We start from the raw sequence: 15097 nt of genomic DNA, 5'->3' as shown, positions 1-15097 counted from the left end.
GCCGCATCGAATCCGTTCGGTGCGGCTGAATTCGTTCTGCCGGCCGTCGGCTCAGAGCTTTTCGATCGGCGCGTGCCGCAGCGACAGCCGCTTGGTGCCCGCCGATCCGAAGTCGACGTCGGCCTTGGCGGCGTCGCCGTCGCCGGAGACCGCCACCACACTGCCCATCCCGAACACCGAGTGCAGTACCCGGTCACCCGCCTTCAGCGTCGGCACCTCCTTGCGCTGGGGCAGGCTGCTGCCGAAGCCGACGGTGTTGCGCCAGCGAGCGGTCGCCTCCTCCTTCTTGCGCTCTCGCTCGGACCGGTCATAGGTCGCCGAGGTCGACCGCCAACTGGTCATCGCACCTTCGGTGCGGCGCCAGTCGATGAGGTCGACCGGGATCTCGGCGAGGAACCGGCTGGGTGGATTGTGCTGCGGTGCTCCCCAGGCCGAACGGACGATCGCCCGGCTCAGATAGAGCCGCTTGCGGGCCCGGGTCAGACCGACGTAGGCCAGCCGACGTTCCTCCTCCAGCTCCTTACGCTCCCCCAGCGCCCGCTGGTGCGGAAAGATGCCGTCCTCCAGTCCGCCGAGGAAGACGGTGTCGAACTCCAGACCCTTGGCGGTGTGCAGGGTCATCATGGTGACCATCCCGGAACTCTCCTCCGCCGGACCGTCGGGGATCTGGTCGGCATCGGCGACCAGCGCCACCCGCTCCAGGAACGCACCCAGGGTCACGTCCGGCTCCGGTGCGCCCGCACCCAGCTCGAACTCGGCGCCGACCAGTTCGTCGGCGTCCGGGCCGATCTCGATCTGGTCCGGAATGGTGTAGGTCACGGTGGTCGTCGCCGATCCGGAACTCGTTGCCGCCAGGGCACCCGAGTCCTCAGCAGCCATGGGCCCTGAGCTTGTCGAAGGACTGGGCAGTTGATCATCGCTGACCCGTTGATCAGCATTGCCTTCTCGATCGGCACTGCCTTCTCGATCGGCACTGCCTTCTGGATCAGCACTGCCTTCTGGATCAGCAGAGACGACCTCATCCAACTCGAACAAGCCTTCGGCGAAGAGGCTGTCGGGAGGTGCCGGATCGACTCGCGACCCTTCGACAAGCTCAGCGCCCTTCTTCCGGGATCCTGCGCTCTTCTTCCCGGACCCGGCGCTCTTCTTCGATGCATCTGCCCCGTCCTGCTCGGGCTCTGTCACCGGTTGCGGGTCGGCGGTCAGGATCGGCTCGGTACTGAGCGAGGACAGCCCACCGCCGGAGCCGTCGCTGCCGATCGTGGTGGCGCCGCCGGCGGCGACGAACTCGCGGGCGACCGCGACCAGCTCGACCAGGTTCTCCAGGCGGGTCTCGTCCTGCGGATCACTGGACTCGTGCAACTCGGTCAGATAGCCCGAGTCCTGCAGCACGGTGGTCAGCACCTCGTCGGCCGGTGCACCGTCGGCGACCAGTCCCTCGCACTTGTCCATGAACGCAGTGAAGCCGGCGATCTGCTTGGCCGACCGGGTGGCCAGACCCTCGATCTCGTCGGCCTTGCGCAACGCGTCGGCGAAGCTGATCCGATGCTCGGCGGCGTAGGCCTCGACCGCCGCCTCAGCACGGTCACCGATCCCCCGCTTGGGCACATTCAGGATCCGCCGCAGCGACACGTCGTCAGTGCGGTTGGCGATCGCACGGAGGTAGCCGATGGCGTCCCGGATCTCGCGGCGTTCGTAGAACCGGACGCCGCCGACCACCTTGTACGGCAGCCCGACCCGGATGAACACCTCTTCGAAGGCTCGGGACTGGGCGTTGGTCCGATAGAACACCGCGACATCGCCGTACTTGACCGACCCGGCGTCGACCAGCGCATCGATCTCGCCGGCGACGAACTGGGCCTCGTCGTGTTCGGAGTCAGCGACGTAGCCGACCAATTGTTCCCCGGTGCCGGCATCGGACCAGAGCCGCTTGTCCTTGCGCCCCTCGTTGTTGGTGATCACCGCGTTGGCGGCATCGAGGATGTTCTGGGTGGAGCGGTAGTTCTGCTCCAACAAGATCGTTTCCGCGCCCGGGAAGTCGGTTTCGAAGTCCAGGATGTTGCGGATCGTTGCACCCCGGAAGGCATAGATCGACTGGTCGGAGTCACCCACCACCATCAGCTCCGACGGCGACGCCTGGGGCCCGTCCTCGACCGCCGCGGGGCCGTCGTCGACCTCGCCGCAAAGCTGCTGGATCAACGCGTACTGGGCGATGTTGGTGTCCTGGTACTCGTCGACCAGGACATGCCGGAAGCGACGGCGATACTGTTCGCGGACCTCGGGGAAGGCCTGCATCAGGTGCACCGAGGTCATGATCAGATCGTCGAAGTCCAACGCGTTGGCCGCGGTCAGCCGGGACTGATATTCCTTGTAGGCCTCGAGATAACCCTGCTCGATCTCGGTGCTCACCTTCGATCCGGCCGACTCGGTGTCGACCAGTTCGTTCTTGCAGTTGGACACCCAGTTGAGCACCGCCCGCGGCGGGAATCGCTTCTGGTCAAGGGAAAGATCCCGACAGACCAGGGTCATCAACCGCTTGGCGTCGGTGTCGTCGTAGATCGAAAAGGTGCGGGACAGACCGAACCGGCCGACCTCGGCGCGCAGGATCCTGACACACGCGGAGTGGAAGGTGGAGACCCACATCAGCTTCGCCCGGTTGCCGACCAGCTCGGTGACCCGGTCGCGCATCTCGGCGGCAGCCTTGTTGGTGAAGGTGATCGCCAGGATCGAGCCGGGGTGCACGTTGCGTTCGCTGACCAGGTAGGCGATCCGCCGGGTCAGCACCCGGGTCTTACCCGATCCGGCGCCAGCCACCACCAGCACCGGGCCACCCTCGTGGGTGACCGCCTGTCGCTGCTGAGGATTGAGCCCGGCCAGCAGATCCTTCTTGCGGCCCTTCTTCCGCTTCCCTCCTGGCGACCGCTTCGCGGCCGGAGGATCGGGGAACAGCGCGCCGGCCCCGTCCACCTGGTCCGAGGCGTCGGGGGCGGCCGATGTCTCGGAAGGATCTGTGCTCGTCATGACCTGACAAGCCTACTGGTGAGCGCCGACCCTCCCCGGGTACGGGTGGCCGCCCCGGGGCCGCGCCGCAGCGACGTTCCGCGTTCACCCGCAGCGGCTCGAAGTTGAGCAACGCCACTAGGCTGAGCAGCATGTGGCTGCGGAGGGTACCGGTGCGAAAGATCGTCCGACGGACGGTCCTCGCGGTGGCCGCGGTCCAGGGCGTCACTCTCGCGGCGCTGGCCGTCGTCGACTATCGGCGCAAGAAGGTTCGGCGACCGGCGGTCTTCCCCCGCGTGCCACCACGTTCGGTGACCGCCGGCGGCTCCGAGGTCACCGTCTACACCTACGGCGAGGACCTGTTCGCCGACATGCTCGGCGCGATCCGGCAAGCCACCCGGCAGATCTTCTTCGAGACCTTCATCTGGAAGGCCGACCCGGTCGGGCTGGAGTTCAAACAGGCCCTGCTGGATGCCGCCGAACGCGGCGTCCGGGTCTACATCGTCTACGACGAATTCGCCAACCTGGTGGTGCCCCGGACCTTCTTCCACTTCCCCAAGCATCCCAATCTCAAGATCAAACCGCATCGGCTGTTCAGCATGGGCCTGAGCGTCGCCCGGCAGGCCGGCCGGGACCATCGCAAGCTGCTGGTGGTCGACGACGACGTCGCCTTCGTCGGCGGCTACAACATCGGCAGCACCTACGCGACCAACTGGCGCGACACGCACGCCCGACTGACCGGCGACATCGTCTGGGACATGCAGAACGCGTTCATCGACTACTGGAACCTGTTCCCCCGGCGTCGGCTGCCGCAGCTGCCCGACACCGGCGGCCTGGTCTGGCAGCCGAACATCCGGCTCTACCGCAACGTGCCGAAGAACCTCGTCTTCCCGATCCGCGGCATGTATCTGGAAGCGATCGATCGGGCCAGCCATCACATCTACCTGACCCACGCCTATCTGATCCCCGACGACGACATGGTGCGCGCCCTGCTGCAGGCCGCCGAACGCGGTGTCGACGTCCGGATCATCGTCCCCGCCGAGTCCAACCACATCGTCGCCGACTGGTTGTCCCGCGGCTTCTACAGTCAACTGCTGCGCGGCGGCGTACGGCTCTTCCTCTACCAGGGCGCCATGGTGCACGCCAAGACCGCCTGCATCGACGGTCAATGGTCGACGATCGGCACCGCCAACATCGATCGGCTGTCCCTGCAGGGCAACTACGAGATCAACATCGAGGTGTTCTCCGCACCGGTTGCCGCCCAGCTGGAGGAGATCTTCGCGATGGACAGCTCGAACAGTCGCGAGCTGACCCTCGACGAGTGGCACAGCCGGCCGGCGATGGTGAAATTCTCCGAGAGCGTGCTGACCCCGTTCCGCACCTTGTTGTAGCAAGGGGGACGACCCCCTTGGACGCCCGAGTCGGTCGCGTACGGGTGGCCGGTCGCGTCTGCAGCAGGGGACGCCACCTGGGACCCCGCGCGCCCAGGATCCGACGAGGTTATGCACCTATTTCGGCGCGGGAAACGTGCGCAACCTTGATCTATCGAGGTTCGGCTCAGGCGGAGACGGACTCTTGCTCGGTGGCGGCCTCGGTTGCACCTTCGCGGCGGCGGCGGATGATCACGAAGGCCAGGCCGGCCAGGGTGATCAGGAACAGCGCGATGTAGACCGCCCAGCGCGGGCCGGCCGGGACGTCGACGGCCTTCAGCAGGGTCCGGGAATTGGTCAGCAGGATGATGCCGGCGACCGCGATGCCGAGCAGGTGGGCCGGTGCGATCCGGACCAGGTAGGCCGCGATCGGTGCCGCGATCACGCCGCCGATCAACAGCGCCACGGCCAGACCCCAGTGGATGCCCTGGGAGCCCAGCGCCAGGATGAAGCCGAGGCTGGCCGCCGCACTCACCACGAACTCGGCGGTGTCGATCGAGCCGATCACCTTGCGCGGCGCCATCCGCCCGTCGGTCAGCAGCGTCGGGGTGGCGACCGGACCCCAGCCACCGCCACCAGTGGCGTCGACGAATCCGGCGAACAGACCGAGCGGCGCCAACAGCTTCAGGCCGGGATTGCCCTTCAGCCGCGGCTTGATGCCGATCAGGAATCGGATGAAGATGTAGATGCCGAGCGCCAGCAGGATGCCGCACATCACCGGCTCGGCGGCCTCGGTGGACAGCTTGGACAGCACCGTGGCGCCGAGGAACGAGCCGATCGCACCTGGGATCGCGATCCTGGCGACCACCCGCCAGTCGACGTTCTTCAGCCTCCAGTGCGAGATCCCCGAGGCGATGTTGGTGCCCATCTCCGACAGGTGCACCGATGCCGACGCCGCTGCGGGGGTGAGTGAGGCGATCGCGACCAGCAGCGTGCTGGACGTGACGCCGTACCCCATCCCGAGCGCGCCGTCGACGAGCTGTGCGAGCAACCCGACAATCGCGACGACGATGAGTTTGCGCATGAGCTGGCCCCGATCCTTCTGTGTTTCGTGTCTGTCCGGTGCGGCCCGTACGGCAGCGGATGTTCCGCTTGGGAAGTATTCCTGCCGTACGAGGTATTCCTACCGACTCCGTAGGATTTACGGGAGACTATAGCGGAGACCGGACCGGTGTGGTCACATCGTGAGAAGGGCGCCGTGTCGTAGCCCGCTCAGCCGCGGACAGTCAGGTTCAGGGCGCCCCGGTCGGGTTACTCAGATCGGGCCATCAGATCGGGCCTTCCGATCCGGGCACTCAGGACCAGGCGGCGGGCGACTCGATCAGCCGGGCGACCGCGGTCGGCATGCTGCCGGCGGCGATATTGGCCAGCGTGACCTGCTCCAGGATCGAGCGTTCGCTGGCGCGCAGGGCGATCCAGACCTGCTGCAGCGGAACTGCCGCACCGGTGTACTCCAGATGCTCCGGCCGGCTGCCGCGGACGTTGGCCAGTTCGCCGTCGAGCACCCGGATGATGTCGGCGATGCTGATCTCCTCGGCCGGTCGGCTGAGTCGGTAGCCTCCATCCGGTCCACGCTGGCTGCGCAGGATCCCCCCGCGACGCATCTCGCCGAGGATGCTCTCCAGATACTTGGCCGGGATCTCCTGGGCGGCGGCGAGCTGGTCCAACGTCCGGGGACCACCGGCCGCTGCCAGCTCGGCGGCGGCCCGGAGGGCGTAGTCCACGCGCGCTGAAAGTCTCATCAGGGAAGTAGGTTACTGCCAGAGCACCGCGAGTGCGGCGTTGGTGACGGTCAGCAGCCCCAGAAGCCCCCACAACCCCCGCGGAATCGTGGTGAATCGCCGGTTCAGCACCACCAGCACCGTGATGATCAACGCCAGCACCAGTTTGATGCCGATCTTGACGTGGTTGACCGGGTCCGGTCCGACCTCGGCGAACACCACCAGTGCGACGCCCGTCACCAGCATCGTGTACGAGCCGTGCAGCATTGCCGCATTGACCTCCGGCTCGACCTGCTTCATCTGCACCAGGAAGCCGCCGAACAGGGAAGCGAATCCGATCAGATGGAGCAGCAGGACGATGTGTTGGGCGACCTCCATGGCGCTCATCGTAGCGACGGCCGCATCGGAGTCATCCGATGCGGCCGTCGACAGCAGGTTGGTGGGTCGGTCAGGCGCGATCCGTCGCCTTGCCGCGCTTGGTGATCGCGGTGAATGCGAAACTCAGAACGGCTGCCGCCGCAACGCTGATGATCCAACGAATCCAGTCGATACCGGGAGTATCCCGGACGCCGAGCACGCTGGAGAGCCAATAGCCGATCAGTGCGCCGCCGATGCCGAGAACGACTGTCACGATCCAGCCGTACGCCTGCTTTCCGGGTAAGACGATTCGTGCCAGCACTCCGATGACCGCCCCGAAGATGATGGTGCCGATAATCGCGCCCATGCCTCGTTCCTTTCGTACGGACGACACGCGGCGGCGGAATAGCCGTCGCGGTTGAACCTACTTGCGAAACTTCCTCACTCTTACGGAACTGCCGAACTCTTGCAGAACTGCCGAACGCTTGCGGGACAGACGCCCCTTGTCAGCTGTGGTTCCCACAATTGAACTGTAATCGCCGTCAGGTCAGACCAATCGCCGATCGGTGGCCCAACGGGTCAATTGATGCCGATTCGAAAGCTGCAACTTACGTAAGACGCTGCTCACGTGGGTCTCGACGGTTTTGATCGAGATGAACAGTTCCTTGGCGACTTCCTTGTAGGCGTACCCACGCGCAATCAGGCGCATCACCTCCCGCTCTCTGGGCGACAGCCGGTCCAGGTCCTCGTCGACGCTGGCGATGTCGATCGCGCCGGAAAATGCATCGAGGACGAAGCCGGCCAACCGCGGCGAAAAGACGGCGTCACCTTCGGCGACCCGCCGAATGGCGTCGATCAGTTCCGAACCGCTGATCGACTTGGTGACATAACCGCGGGCACCGCCGCGGATCACCCCGATCACGTCCTCGGCGGCGTCGGACACCGACAGCGCGAGGAACTTCTGATCCGGGTCCTGCTCATGCACCCGGCGCAACACCTCGGTGCCGCCGCCGCCCGGCAGATGAACGTCCAGCAACACCACCTCCGGCTTGGTCTCGGAGATCACCCGGACCGCGGTGTCGACGTCCTCGGCCTCCCCCAGCACCCGGCACCGGGTGCCGATCTCGGCCCGGACACCGCTGCGGAACATCGCGTGATCGTCGACGATCACCACGGTCCGCGGGCCCTGCGGCGGAACCGGTTCGGGCCCCGGCTCCGCACTGGGCGTCCCGAGACCGTCCGGCTGTTGCTGATCACTCATCGCTGCATCTCCAGTCGTACTTCGGTTCCTTCGCCAGGAGCACTACGGATCCTGGCCGTTCCCCCGTGGCGGGTCATCCGGCCGATGATGCTGCCGCGGACCCCCATCCGGTCCTCGTCGATGGTCTCGGCGTCGAAACCGCTGCCGCGGTCCCGGACGAAGATCTCCACCAGGTCCTCGGTCGCCTCGGCGAACACGTCGATCTTGTCCGCGCCGGAGTGTTTGGCGGCGTTCACGATTGCCTCCCGGGCGGCCCGGATCATCGCCTGCATCGGTTCGGTCAGCTCGCAGTCGCCGACGGTGATCAATTCGACCGGGATGCCGCGTTCGTCCTCGACCTCGGCCGCCGCGGTGGCCAATGCCGCCTTCAGCGTGGTGTCGGTGACCTCCTCGCCGTAGAGCCAGGTCCGCAGTTCACGTTCCTGGCGGCGGGCCAGCCGCTGCACTTCCTTGGGATCGTCGGACTGTCGCTGGATCAGCGCCAGCGTCTGCAGCACCGAGTCGTGCAGGTGGGCGGCCATGTCGGCCCGGGCGTCGGCCCGCACCTTGGCAGCGCGGGCCTCGTTCAGCGCGGTCCGGGAACGGTGCAGCCACGGTGCGGCGACGATCGCCAACCCGGCCAGCGCCAACACGGTCATCGCCAGCACTTCGGGAAGTTGCTGCAACTGGTTCTGCTGGGCGACCACGATGCCGAAGGCGGCGCCGACCAGGGTCAGGCCGATCACCACCCGGATCACCGCCGGCCAGCCGCCGCGGGCGATCAGCGGGGCGAGCCAGACCCGGCCGCCGGCCTCGGTCTTCCACTCCCGCTGCCGGGCCGTGTCCGCCTGCCGCCAGACCAGTGCGGCGCCGGCGCAGGCGAATGCGACCGGCCAGAACACCTGTTGTTTGATGCCCAGACCGGAGATCTGCACGATCCAGATCAGGCCGGCGCCGAGCACGATCAACGCGAGCAGGGCGCCCCAGTCGGCACGCCGCCGCTTGCTGATCTGCACCCGCATGCCCTGCCGGCTGGCGGCCTCCAGCCCCGGCGCCTTGGCCGCTGTCTCCGGCGGCATCAGCAGCCACAGCGCGCCGTAGGCGATGACACCGACGAACTGGGTCAGCGCAAGGGCGACGAACCCCACCCGGAGCACCATCACCGGCCAGCCGAGATGCCGGGCCAGTCCGGTACAGACACCGCCCAGCAGCGCACCCTCCGAGACCCGGGTGGCCCGCGGCCGCTGTTCCTTGGCCTCCTGCTCGGCCTGTTTCCGGCTGGCGGTCTGCAGCACCTTGTCCCGGACCGTCGGGCCGGCGCTGTTCGCCTCGTCCGCGCCCGCTCGGTCGGCGGTCGTCGGGCTGTCGGCCTCCGGGGCGGCCGGCGTTTCCGGTTTGTCCGGACCGTCGGCCGAGCTGCCGGTCGCACTGTCGGTGGCGTCGGCGGGGCGCAACGGATCCGACCCGGACCGTACGGTGTCGGGTGTTCGGTGGGCGCCCAGAGATGTCATGTTGGTATCAAGGGTTGCACGTTCCGGGCGCGGTGGCAGTAGGGCTAACCCGCAGATCTCCCCTGAACGGCCGATCCGGAGGCCTCCCGAGCAGCCGAACCGGGCGGTTTCACCGCGGTTCCAGCGTTGGGTGGGGGTCGTCCCTGATGGTGTGCTGGCGGGTGGGCGACGAGGATGGTGCCATGAGTTCGATCTGGACGGTCCGCCGCAGCGTCAGCGACCGCAAGCTCAGTGGCCTGGCCGGCGGCATCGCCCGGGTCTGGAACGTCGATCCGGTGCTGGTCCGGATCGCGTTCGGCATCCTCGCTCTGAGTGGCGGTATCGGTGTCGTGCTGTACCTGTCCGGCTGGTTGATGATCCCGGCCGAGGATCGCGAGACCTCGGTGCTGGACGATGCCATCCCGCAGACCCGGGGTTGGGCCCGCGAGCTGCGGATCGGCATCGTGGTGGTGGCCTGTCTGATCGGTGTCGCAGCCCTGTCCTCGGTCGCACCGTTCGGCTTCGCCGCAGCCGTGGTGATGGCTGCCGTCTGGTATTTCGGCTACTACCGCAACCGGCCGCAGCGCTCCGAGCAGCCGGCGCCGATCGACCGACCCGAACCGATGCGGTTCGCCGAATTCTCCGGCGAACCGACGCCGTTCACCGAGGCGGCCAAGGCCTGGCAGCAGCGGATCATGGAGTTCCAGCAGACCCAGATCCGCGAGCAGGACGCCCGAGCCTGGGCCGAGCACGAACGCAGCCGCCGGGCCCCCGGACCGCAGTACGCCTATTCCCCGACCTCGTCGACACCCGCCGGCCCGGTCGCCCCGCCGCCCGACCCGCGACACGAGGCCTTCCTGGCCCACCCGGATCCGGTCGGGTTGTACACCGAGCCGGCTCCGGACGAGAGTGCGATCAAGCTGGCCGCCGAACGCCGGCTGCAGCGCAAGCGGTCGGCTCGCCGGCTCGGGCTGGTGTCGTTGATCGTGCTCGGGCTGACGATCAGCTCGATGGCCGTCGCGTCCTCGGTGTTCGGCATCGCCATCCCGACCGCGACCTATCTCGCCGCCGCGCTGCTGGTGGTCGGAGTCACGCTGTTGGCCGGAGCCCGCTTCGGCAGGCCGCCGGGGATGGCCTTCCTGGCCGTCCTGCTGTCGCTGGCGACCGCACTCGGCGTCGCCGCCCGCTACAGCAACAACCTGTCCGGCGCCGACCTCGGCGTTCGCACGGTGAGCTACGCCGACGCGGCGACGATGAGGGCCTCGGACCACCAGCGTCGCGGCCAGCTGACGGTGGACCTGAGCAAGCTGCGCGGGACCGGTGACCGGCACTACAGCTACACCGCGACCGTCGACCAAGGCATCCTGACGGTGTTGCCACCCGACAACACCAACGCCAGAATCGAATACCGGGTGACCGAGGGCATGGTCGATCTCCCGGGTGAGCGCGCCGATCGATTCGGTAACAACCTCACCGGTGCGGTGACGGCACCGGGCAGCAGTGCCGATAAACCGACCATCACGCTGGACCTGCGGGTCCGGCAGGGACAGCTGGAGGTCCGCTGATGAAAGCCCCCGACGTCAAGCGCCGGCCGGACGCCGTGTCGCTGATCCTCGGCCTGCTGACCACCGCGCTCGCCCTCGCCGCGCTCTGGCTCTCCCTCGGCGGCAGCGTCGAGTGGTCGACGCTGAAGGTCGCCGCCCCGCTGACCCTGGTGGTGATCGGGATCATCGGGCTGGCCGCGTCCCGTTCCCGCTCCGACCAGTGATCGTCATGCCCACACCGTCAGTGCTGCCGACGTCGGTCGTTTCGAAGTTGATCTTGTCCCGTACGAGAGTGAGTTGATCATGAGTTACCCCTATCGGCAGCCGAAGAAGCTGCACCGCAGCCGCAACGATCGCTGGATCGGGGGTGTCTGCGGTGGTCTCGCCGAATACCTCAACATGGATGCCACGCTGGTGCGCATCCTGGTGATCGTGCTGGCGGCCGTCACCGCGGCCTTCCCGGTGGCACTGGTCTACTTCATCCTGATGGCGTTGCTGCCGGAGAGCCAGCAGTTGCCGCCGAGCTCGATCGGACCGCAGCAGCGTCCGTACGGTGCCGATCAGTTCGGACCGAGCCGCTACAGCTGGTCGGGGCAACCGGGATCGGCGTCCCAGCCGAACAGCTCACCGGCAGATCCGGTGTGGGGTGCCGCCGGCGCTCCGTGGCAGCAGCAGTCGGCCGGCAGCACTCCGCCGCCGAAGCAGCGGCCGGAGGACCTGTTCTCCCGGGCCAAGCACCCGAGTCAGCCCAGCACTCCCGATTCGGCCCCGAGCGATTCGGCCCCGAGCGACACCACCAAGGACGAAACGCCCAAGGACTGACCTGCGACGGTCGTTCCCGCGCCGCCGGTCCCTCCCATTCAGCCGGTCACTCCCATTCAATGGTGCCCGGCGGCTTGCTGGTGATGTCCAGCACGACCCGGTTGACCTCGCGGACGCCATTGGTGACCGCCGAGCTCAACCGCTCCAGCAGGTCGTACGGGAGTCGGCCCCAGTCGGCGGTCATCGCGTCCTCGCTGGTCACCGGCCGAAGCACGATCGGATGGCCGTAGGTCCGGCCGTCGCCTTGGACGCCGACCGAACGGACATCGGCCAGCAGCACCACCGGGAACTGCCAGATGTCACCGTCGACGCCGGCGGCGGTGGTCTCCGCGCGGACGATCGCGTCGGCCTCGCGCAGGATGTCGAGCCGTTCGGCGGTGACCTCGCCGATGATCCGAATGCCCAGCCCCGGGCCGGGGAACGGGTGCCGCCAGACCATCGCGTGCGGCAGCCCGAGCTGTTCGCCGACCGCGCGGACCTCGTCCTTGAACAGGGTGCGCAACGGCTCGATCAGCTTGAACTGCAGGTCCTCGGGCAGGCCGCCGACGTTGTGGTGGCTCTTGATGTTGGCCGCGCCCTCACCGCCGCCGGACTCCACGACGTCGGGATAGAGGGTGCCCTGGACCAGGAACTCGACGTCACCGTGCCCGGCCTGCACGATCTCGGCTGCCGCGGCGTCGAAGCAGCTGATGAACTCGGCGCCGATGATCTTGCGCTTGCGCTCCGGATCGGTGACGCCGGCCAGTGCGTCCAGGAACTGTTTGCTGGCATCGACGACCTTCAGGTCGACACCGGTGACGGCGACGAAATCCCGTTCGACCTGCTCGGCCTCGCCCTTGCGCAGCAGGCCGTGATCGACGAACACACAGGTGAGTTGATCACCGATCGCCCGCTGCACCAGGGCGGCGGCGACCGCGGAGTCGACACCGCCGGACAGCGCACAGATCACCCGCTTGTCGCCGACCTGCTCACGGACCAGGGCGACCTGCTCCTCGACGATGTTGGCCGCGGTCCAGGTCGGGGTGCAGCCCGCGACGTCGAACAGGAAGTGTTCCATCACCTGCTGGCCGGACTCGCTGTGCAACACCTCCGGGTGCCACTGCACACCGGCCAGCCCGCGATCCAGATCCTCGAAGGCGGCGATCGGAGCACCGGCGGTCCCGGCCAATGCGGCGAACCCGTCGGGGGCGGCGACCACGGAATCGCCGTGGCTCATCCAGACCTTGAGTTCGTCGGCCAGGCCGGCCAGCAGTCGGCCATGATCATCGACCCGCAGCGCAGTCCGACCGAACTCGCTGCCGCCGGTGTGCGCGACCTCGCCACCGAGCGCCTTGGCCATCGCCTGGAAGCCGTAGCAGATGCCGAACACCGGCACTCCGCCGGCGAACATCGCGGCATCCACCTGCGGCGCCCCGTCGGCGTAGACCGAGGACGGTCCGCCGGACAGGATGATCGCCTTCGGCTTGCGGGCCAGCACCTGCTCCACCGGCGCGGTGTGCGGCATGATCTCGGAGAACACCCGGGCCTCCCGGACCCGCCGGGCGATCAACTGCGCATACTGCGCACCGTAGTCGATCACCACCACCAGATCGTGCTCCGCGGCCGGATCTGATCCGGCGGCCGCCGACGTACTGGTGGTCTGAACCTGTTCGGTCATCGTGTCCCGGTAGCCCTCTGCAGTCCGATGGATGTGGCTACCCGGAGTCTATCGGTGCACCACCCGCACACCCATTCTCCCCGCAGTTGCCGCAACGTCGCTGTGCGATAGCCCCACCACGTTCGGACAACTTCGGGGAGAATGAGGGTCATGGACGCCGACGTTGTCGTGGTGGGTGCCGGGCTGGCCGGGTTGGTCGCCAGCAGTGAGTTGGCCGCGGCGGGACGGCGGGTGATCCTGCTGGACGGTGAGCCGGCGCAATCGCTCGGCGGGCAGGCGCACTGGTCCTTCGGCGGCCTGTTCATGGTCGACACGCCCGAGCAGCGCCGGATGCGGATCCACGATTCGGCCGAGTTGGCGTTGGCCGACTGGCTCGGATCTGCCGGCTTCGACGCGCCCACCGACTACTGGCCGCAGCGCTGGGCCGAGGCGTACGTGCATTTCTCCGCCGGCGAGCTGCGACCGTGGCTGCATGGGCTCGGTGTGCGCTGGTTCCCGGTCGTGCAGTGGGCCGAACGCGGTGGCTCGCAGACGCCGGGACACGGCAACACCGTCCCGCGCTTCCACGTCACCTGGGGCACCGGACCCGGACTGGTGCAGCCGTTCGCCGACCGCTGCCGGTCCGACGATCGAGTACGGATCCTCAACAGACACAAGGTTTCCCGGCTGTCCAGCGGACCGGACGGCGTCCGGGTGGAGGGTCAGGTCCTGACCCCCAGTGAGGCGCCACGCGGTGTGCGTAGTACCACCGATCCGACCGGCGACTTCTCCTTCTCCGCGGCAGCGGTGATCGTCGCCGCCGGCGGGATCGGCGGCAATGTTGATCTTGTCCGGGACAACTGGCCCGGCGACTGGGGCCGGCCACCGGAGAAGATGATCATCGGCGTCCCGGACTTCGTCGACGGTTCGATGCTCGGGGTGACGGAGCGGGCCGGCGGGCGGCTGATCAACAGGACCCGGATGTGGCACTACCCGGAAGGCATCGTCAACCACTCGCCGCTGTGGACCGAGCACGGGATCCGGATCCTGGCCGGCCCGTCCGCCTTGTGGCTGGACGCTCGCGGGCAGCGGCTGCCGGCACCCTACTTCCCCGGTTTCGACTCCCTCGGCGCATTGCGGCAGATCACCGAGCGGGGCGATTCCTACTCCTGGTTCGTGCTGGACCACGAGACGATCGGCAAAGAATTCGCCCTCTCCGGGTCGGAACAGAACGCCGACCTGACCGGCAAGGACCTGCGTCAACTCTCCACCCGGGTCAAACCCGGCCCGACGCCGGAGGTGCAGGCCTTCCTCGACCGTGGCGTGGACTTCGTCCGGGCCGACACCGTCGCCGAGTTGGCCTCGGCGATGAACCGGCTGGCAGCCGAGGACGGCAACCCCGACGCGATCTCGCCGGACGGGCTGCGCGAACTGCTCGAGGCCCGCGATCTCCAGGTCCGGTCCGGCCTGGGCAAGGATCCGCAGGTGGTCGCCACGGTCGCCGCCCGGCGCTATCTCGGCGACCGGTTGATCCGGGTCGCGACACCACACCCCTATCTGGATCCGCGGCGCCCCGGTGAGGGCATCGCCGGTGCCGGCGGGCCGCTGATCGCGGTCCGACTGCACGTGCTGACCCGCAAGACCCTCGGTGGGTTGGAGACCGATCTGGAAGGCCGCGTCCTGACCACGGCCGGCACACCACTACCGGGGGTGTACGCCGCCGGTGAGATCGCCGGTTTCGGGGGCGGCGGCATGCACGGCTACCGGTCGTTGGAAGGGACGTTCCTGGGTGGCTGTCTCTACTCCGGCCGAGTCGCCGGCCGGGCCGCAGCAGCGGCCACCGCCGGCTGATCGGGA

At 67.9% G+C, this 15097-nt stretch carries 13 protein-coding genes; 5 read left to right on the top strand and 8 right to left on the bottom strand.

Features of this window, described 5'->3' with window-relative positions; genetic code table 11:
- Positions 1 to 51 precede the first annotated feature (51 nt).
- A complete protein-coding gene (locus tag BLU38_RS31810; protein WP_407939713.1) occupies positions 52 to 2880 on the bottom strand; it encodes a UvrD-helicase domain-containing protein in 2829 nt (942 codons plus the stop codon).
- A gap of 272 nt (positions 2881 to 3152) precedes the next feature.
- Between BLU38_RS31810 and BLU38_RS19300 the strand changes: the two genes are divergently transcribed.
- The gene (locus tag BLU38_RS19300) at positions 3153 to 4391 is read left to right on the top strand and encodes a phospholipase D-like domain-containing protein (protein WP_091527079.1); all 1239 of its coding nucleotides are present in this window, start codon (positions 3153 to 3155) and stop codon (positions 4389 to 4391) included.
- A gap of 166 nt (positions 4392 to 4557) precedes the next feature.
- Here the strand turns inward: BLU38_RS19300 and BLU38_RS19295 are convergent, their stop codons facing one another.
- From BLU38_RS19295 to BLU38_RS19270, 6 genes are all read right to left on the bottom strand, one after another.
- Positions 4558 to 5454, bottom strand: a complete 897-nt coding sequence (locus tag BLU38_RS19295; RefSeq protein WP_091527078.1) for a sulfite exporter TauE/SafE family protein — start codon at positions 5452 to 5454, stop codon at positions 4558 to 4560.
- A 271-nt stretch (positions 5455 to 5725) separates the two neighbouring features.
- The gene (locus BLU38_RS19290) at positions 5726 to 6172 is read right to left on the bottom strand and encodes an RrF2 family transcriptional regulator (RefSeq protein WP_091527077.1); all 447 of its coding nucleotides are present in this window, start codon (positions 6170 to 6172) and stop codon (positions 5726 to 5728) included.
- Positions 6173 to 6184: 12 nt separating this feature from the next.
- Positions 6185 to 6529 (bottom strand): hypothetical protein, encoded by a 345-nt coding sequence (locus BLU38_RS19285; RefSeq protein ID WP_091527076.1) that lies wholly within the window; start codon positions 6527 to 6529, stop codon positions 6185 to 6187.
- 70 nt (positions 6530 to 6599) lie between these two features.
- Entirely contained in the window at positions 6600 to 6875 is a 276-nt protein-coding gene (locus BLU38_RS19280) for a GlsB/YeaQ/YmgE family stress response membrane protein (RefSeq protein ID WP_091527075.1), read from the bottom strand.
- 180 nt (positions 6876 to 7055) lie between these two features.
- Complete coding sequence (locus BLU38_RS19275) at positions 7056 to 7769, bottom strand: response regulator (RefSeq protein WP_091527074.1); 714 nt, start codon at positions 7767 to 7769, stop codon at positions 7056 to 7058.
- A complete protein-coding gene (locus BLU38_RS19270) occupies positions 7766 to 9259 on the bottom strand; it encodes an ATP-binding protein (RefSeq protein ID WP_091527073.1) in 1494 nt (497 codons plus the stop codon). The genes BLU38_RS19275 and BLU38_RS19270 overlap by 4 nt, the downstream gene beginning before the upstream one ends.
- Positions 9260 to 9441: 182 nt before the next feature.
- Here BLU38_RS19270 and BLU38_RS19265 point away from each other — a divergent pair, with 182 nt between their 5' ends.
- The 3 genes from BLU38_RS19265 to BLU38_RS19255 all read left to right on the top strand — a co-directional run bounded on the left by BLU38_RS19265 (position 9442) and on the right by BLU38_RS19255 (position 11604).
- A complete protein-coding gene (locus BLU38_RS19265) occupies positions 9442 to 10803 on the top strand; it encodes a PspC domain-containing protein (RefSeq protein ID WP_172836184.1) in 1362 nt (453 codons plus the stop codon).
- The gene (locus BLU38_RS19260; protein WP_091527071.1) at positions 10803 to 11006 is read left to right on the top strand and encodes a hypothetical protein; all 204 of its coding nucleotides are present in this window, start codon (positions 10803 to 10805) and stop codon (positions 11004 to 11006) included. Before BLU38_RS19265 ends, BLU38_RS19260 begins: the two co-directional genes overlap by 1 nt.
- Before the next feature lie 79 nt (positions 11007 to 11085).
- The gene (locus BLU38_RS19255; RefSeq protein ID WP_091527070.1) at positions 11086 to 11604 is read left to right on the top strand and encodes a PspC domain-containing protein; all 519 of its coding nucleotides are present in this window, start codon (positions 11086 to 11088) and stop codon (positions 11602 to 11604) included.
- Between the two features lie 46 nt (positions 11605 to 11650).
- Here BLU38_RS19255 and guaA read toward each other — a convergent pair whose 3' ends face one another.
- On the bottom strand, positions 11651 to 13261 hold the full coding sequence (gene guaA, locus BLU38_RS19250; protein WP_091527069.1) for a glutamine-hydrolyzing GMP synthase: 1611 nt from the start codon (positions 13259 to 13261) through the stop codon (positions 11651 to 11653).
- Between the two features lie 150 nt (positions 13262 to 13411).
- Between guaA and BLU38_RS19245 the strand changes: the two genes are divergently transcribed.
- Entirely contained in the window at positions 13412 to 15091 is a 1680-nt protein-coding gene (locus BLU38_RS19245; protein ID WP_197679782.1) for an FAD-binding dehydrogenase, read from the top strand.
- Positions 15092 to 15097 lie beyond the last annotated feature (6 nt).

Source organism: Microlunatus soli (genome assembly GCF_900105385.1).
GTDB lineage: Bacteria > Actinomycetota > Actinomycetes > Propionibacteriales > Propionibacteriaceae > Microlunatus > Microlunatus soli.
The sequence above is the reverse complement of the archived record's forward strand: the minus strand, read 5'-3'. Positions and strand labels throughout refer to the sequence as shown.

Excerpts from the sequence above, each read along its gene's own strand:
- BLU38_RS19300 (WP_091527079.1), top strand. The coding sequence starts at position 3,153 with ATGTGGCTGCGGAGGGTACCGGTGCGAAAGATCGTCCGACGGACGGTC.
- BLU38_RS19295 (WP_091527078.1), bottom strand. The coding sequence starts at position 5,454 with ATGCGCAAACTCATCGTCGTCGCGATTGTCGGGTTGCTCGCACAGCTC.
- BLU38_RS19290 (WP_091527077.1), bottom strand. The coding sequence starts at position 6,172 with ATGAGACTTTCAGCGCGCGTGGACTACGCCCTCCGGGCCGCCGCCGAG.
- BLU38_RS19285 (WP_091527076.1), bottom strand. The coding sequence starts at position 6,529 with ATGGAGGTCGCCCAACACATCGTCCTGCTGCTCCATCTGATCGGATTC.
- BLU38_RS19280 (WP_091527075.1), bottom strand. The coding sequence starts at position 6,875 with ATGGGCGCGATTATCGGCACCATCATCTTCGGGGCGGTCATCGGAGTG.
- BLU38_RS19275 (WP_091527074.1), bottom strand. The coding sequence starts at position 7,769 with ATGAGTGATCAGCAACAGCCGGACGGTCTCGGGACGCCCAGTGCGGAG.
- BLU38_RS19270 (WP_091527073.1), bottom strand. The coding sequence starts at position 9,259 with ATGACATCTCTGGGCGCCCACCGAACACCCGACACCGTACGGTCCGGG.
- BLU38_RS19265 (WP_172836184.1), top strand. The coding sequence starts at position 9,442 with ATGAGTTCGATCTGGACGGTCCGCCGCAGCGTCAGCGACCGCAAGCTC.
- BLU38_RS19260 (WP_091527071.1), top strand. The coding sequence starts at position 10,803 with ATGAAAGCCCCCGACGTCAAGCGCCGGCCGGACGCCGTGTCGCTGATC.
- BLU38_RS19255 (WP_091527070.1), top strand. The coding sequence starts at position 11,086 with ATGAGTTACCCCTATCGGCAGCCGAAGAAGCTGCACCGCAGCCGCAAC.
- guaA (WP_091527069.1), bottom strand. The coding sequence starts at position 13,261 with ATGACCGAACAGGTTCAGACCACCAGTACGTCGGCGGCCGCCGGATCA.
- BLU38_RS19245 (WP_197679782.1), top strand. The coding sequence starts at position 13,412 with ATGGACGCCGACGTTGTCGTGGTGGGTGCCGGGCTGGCCGGGTTGGTC.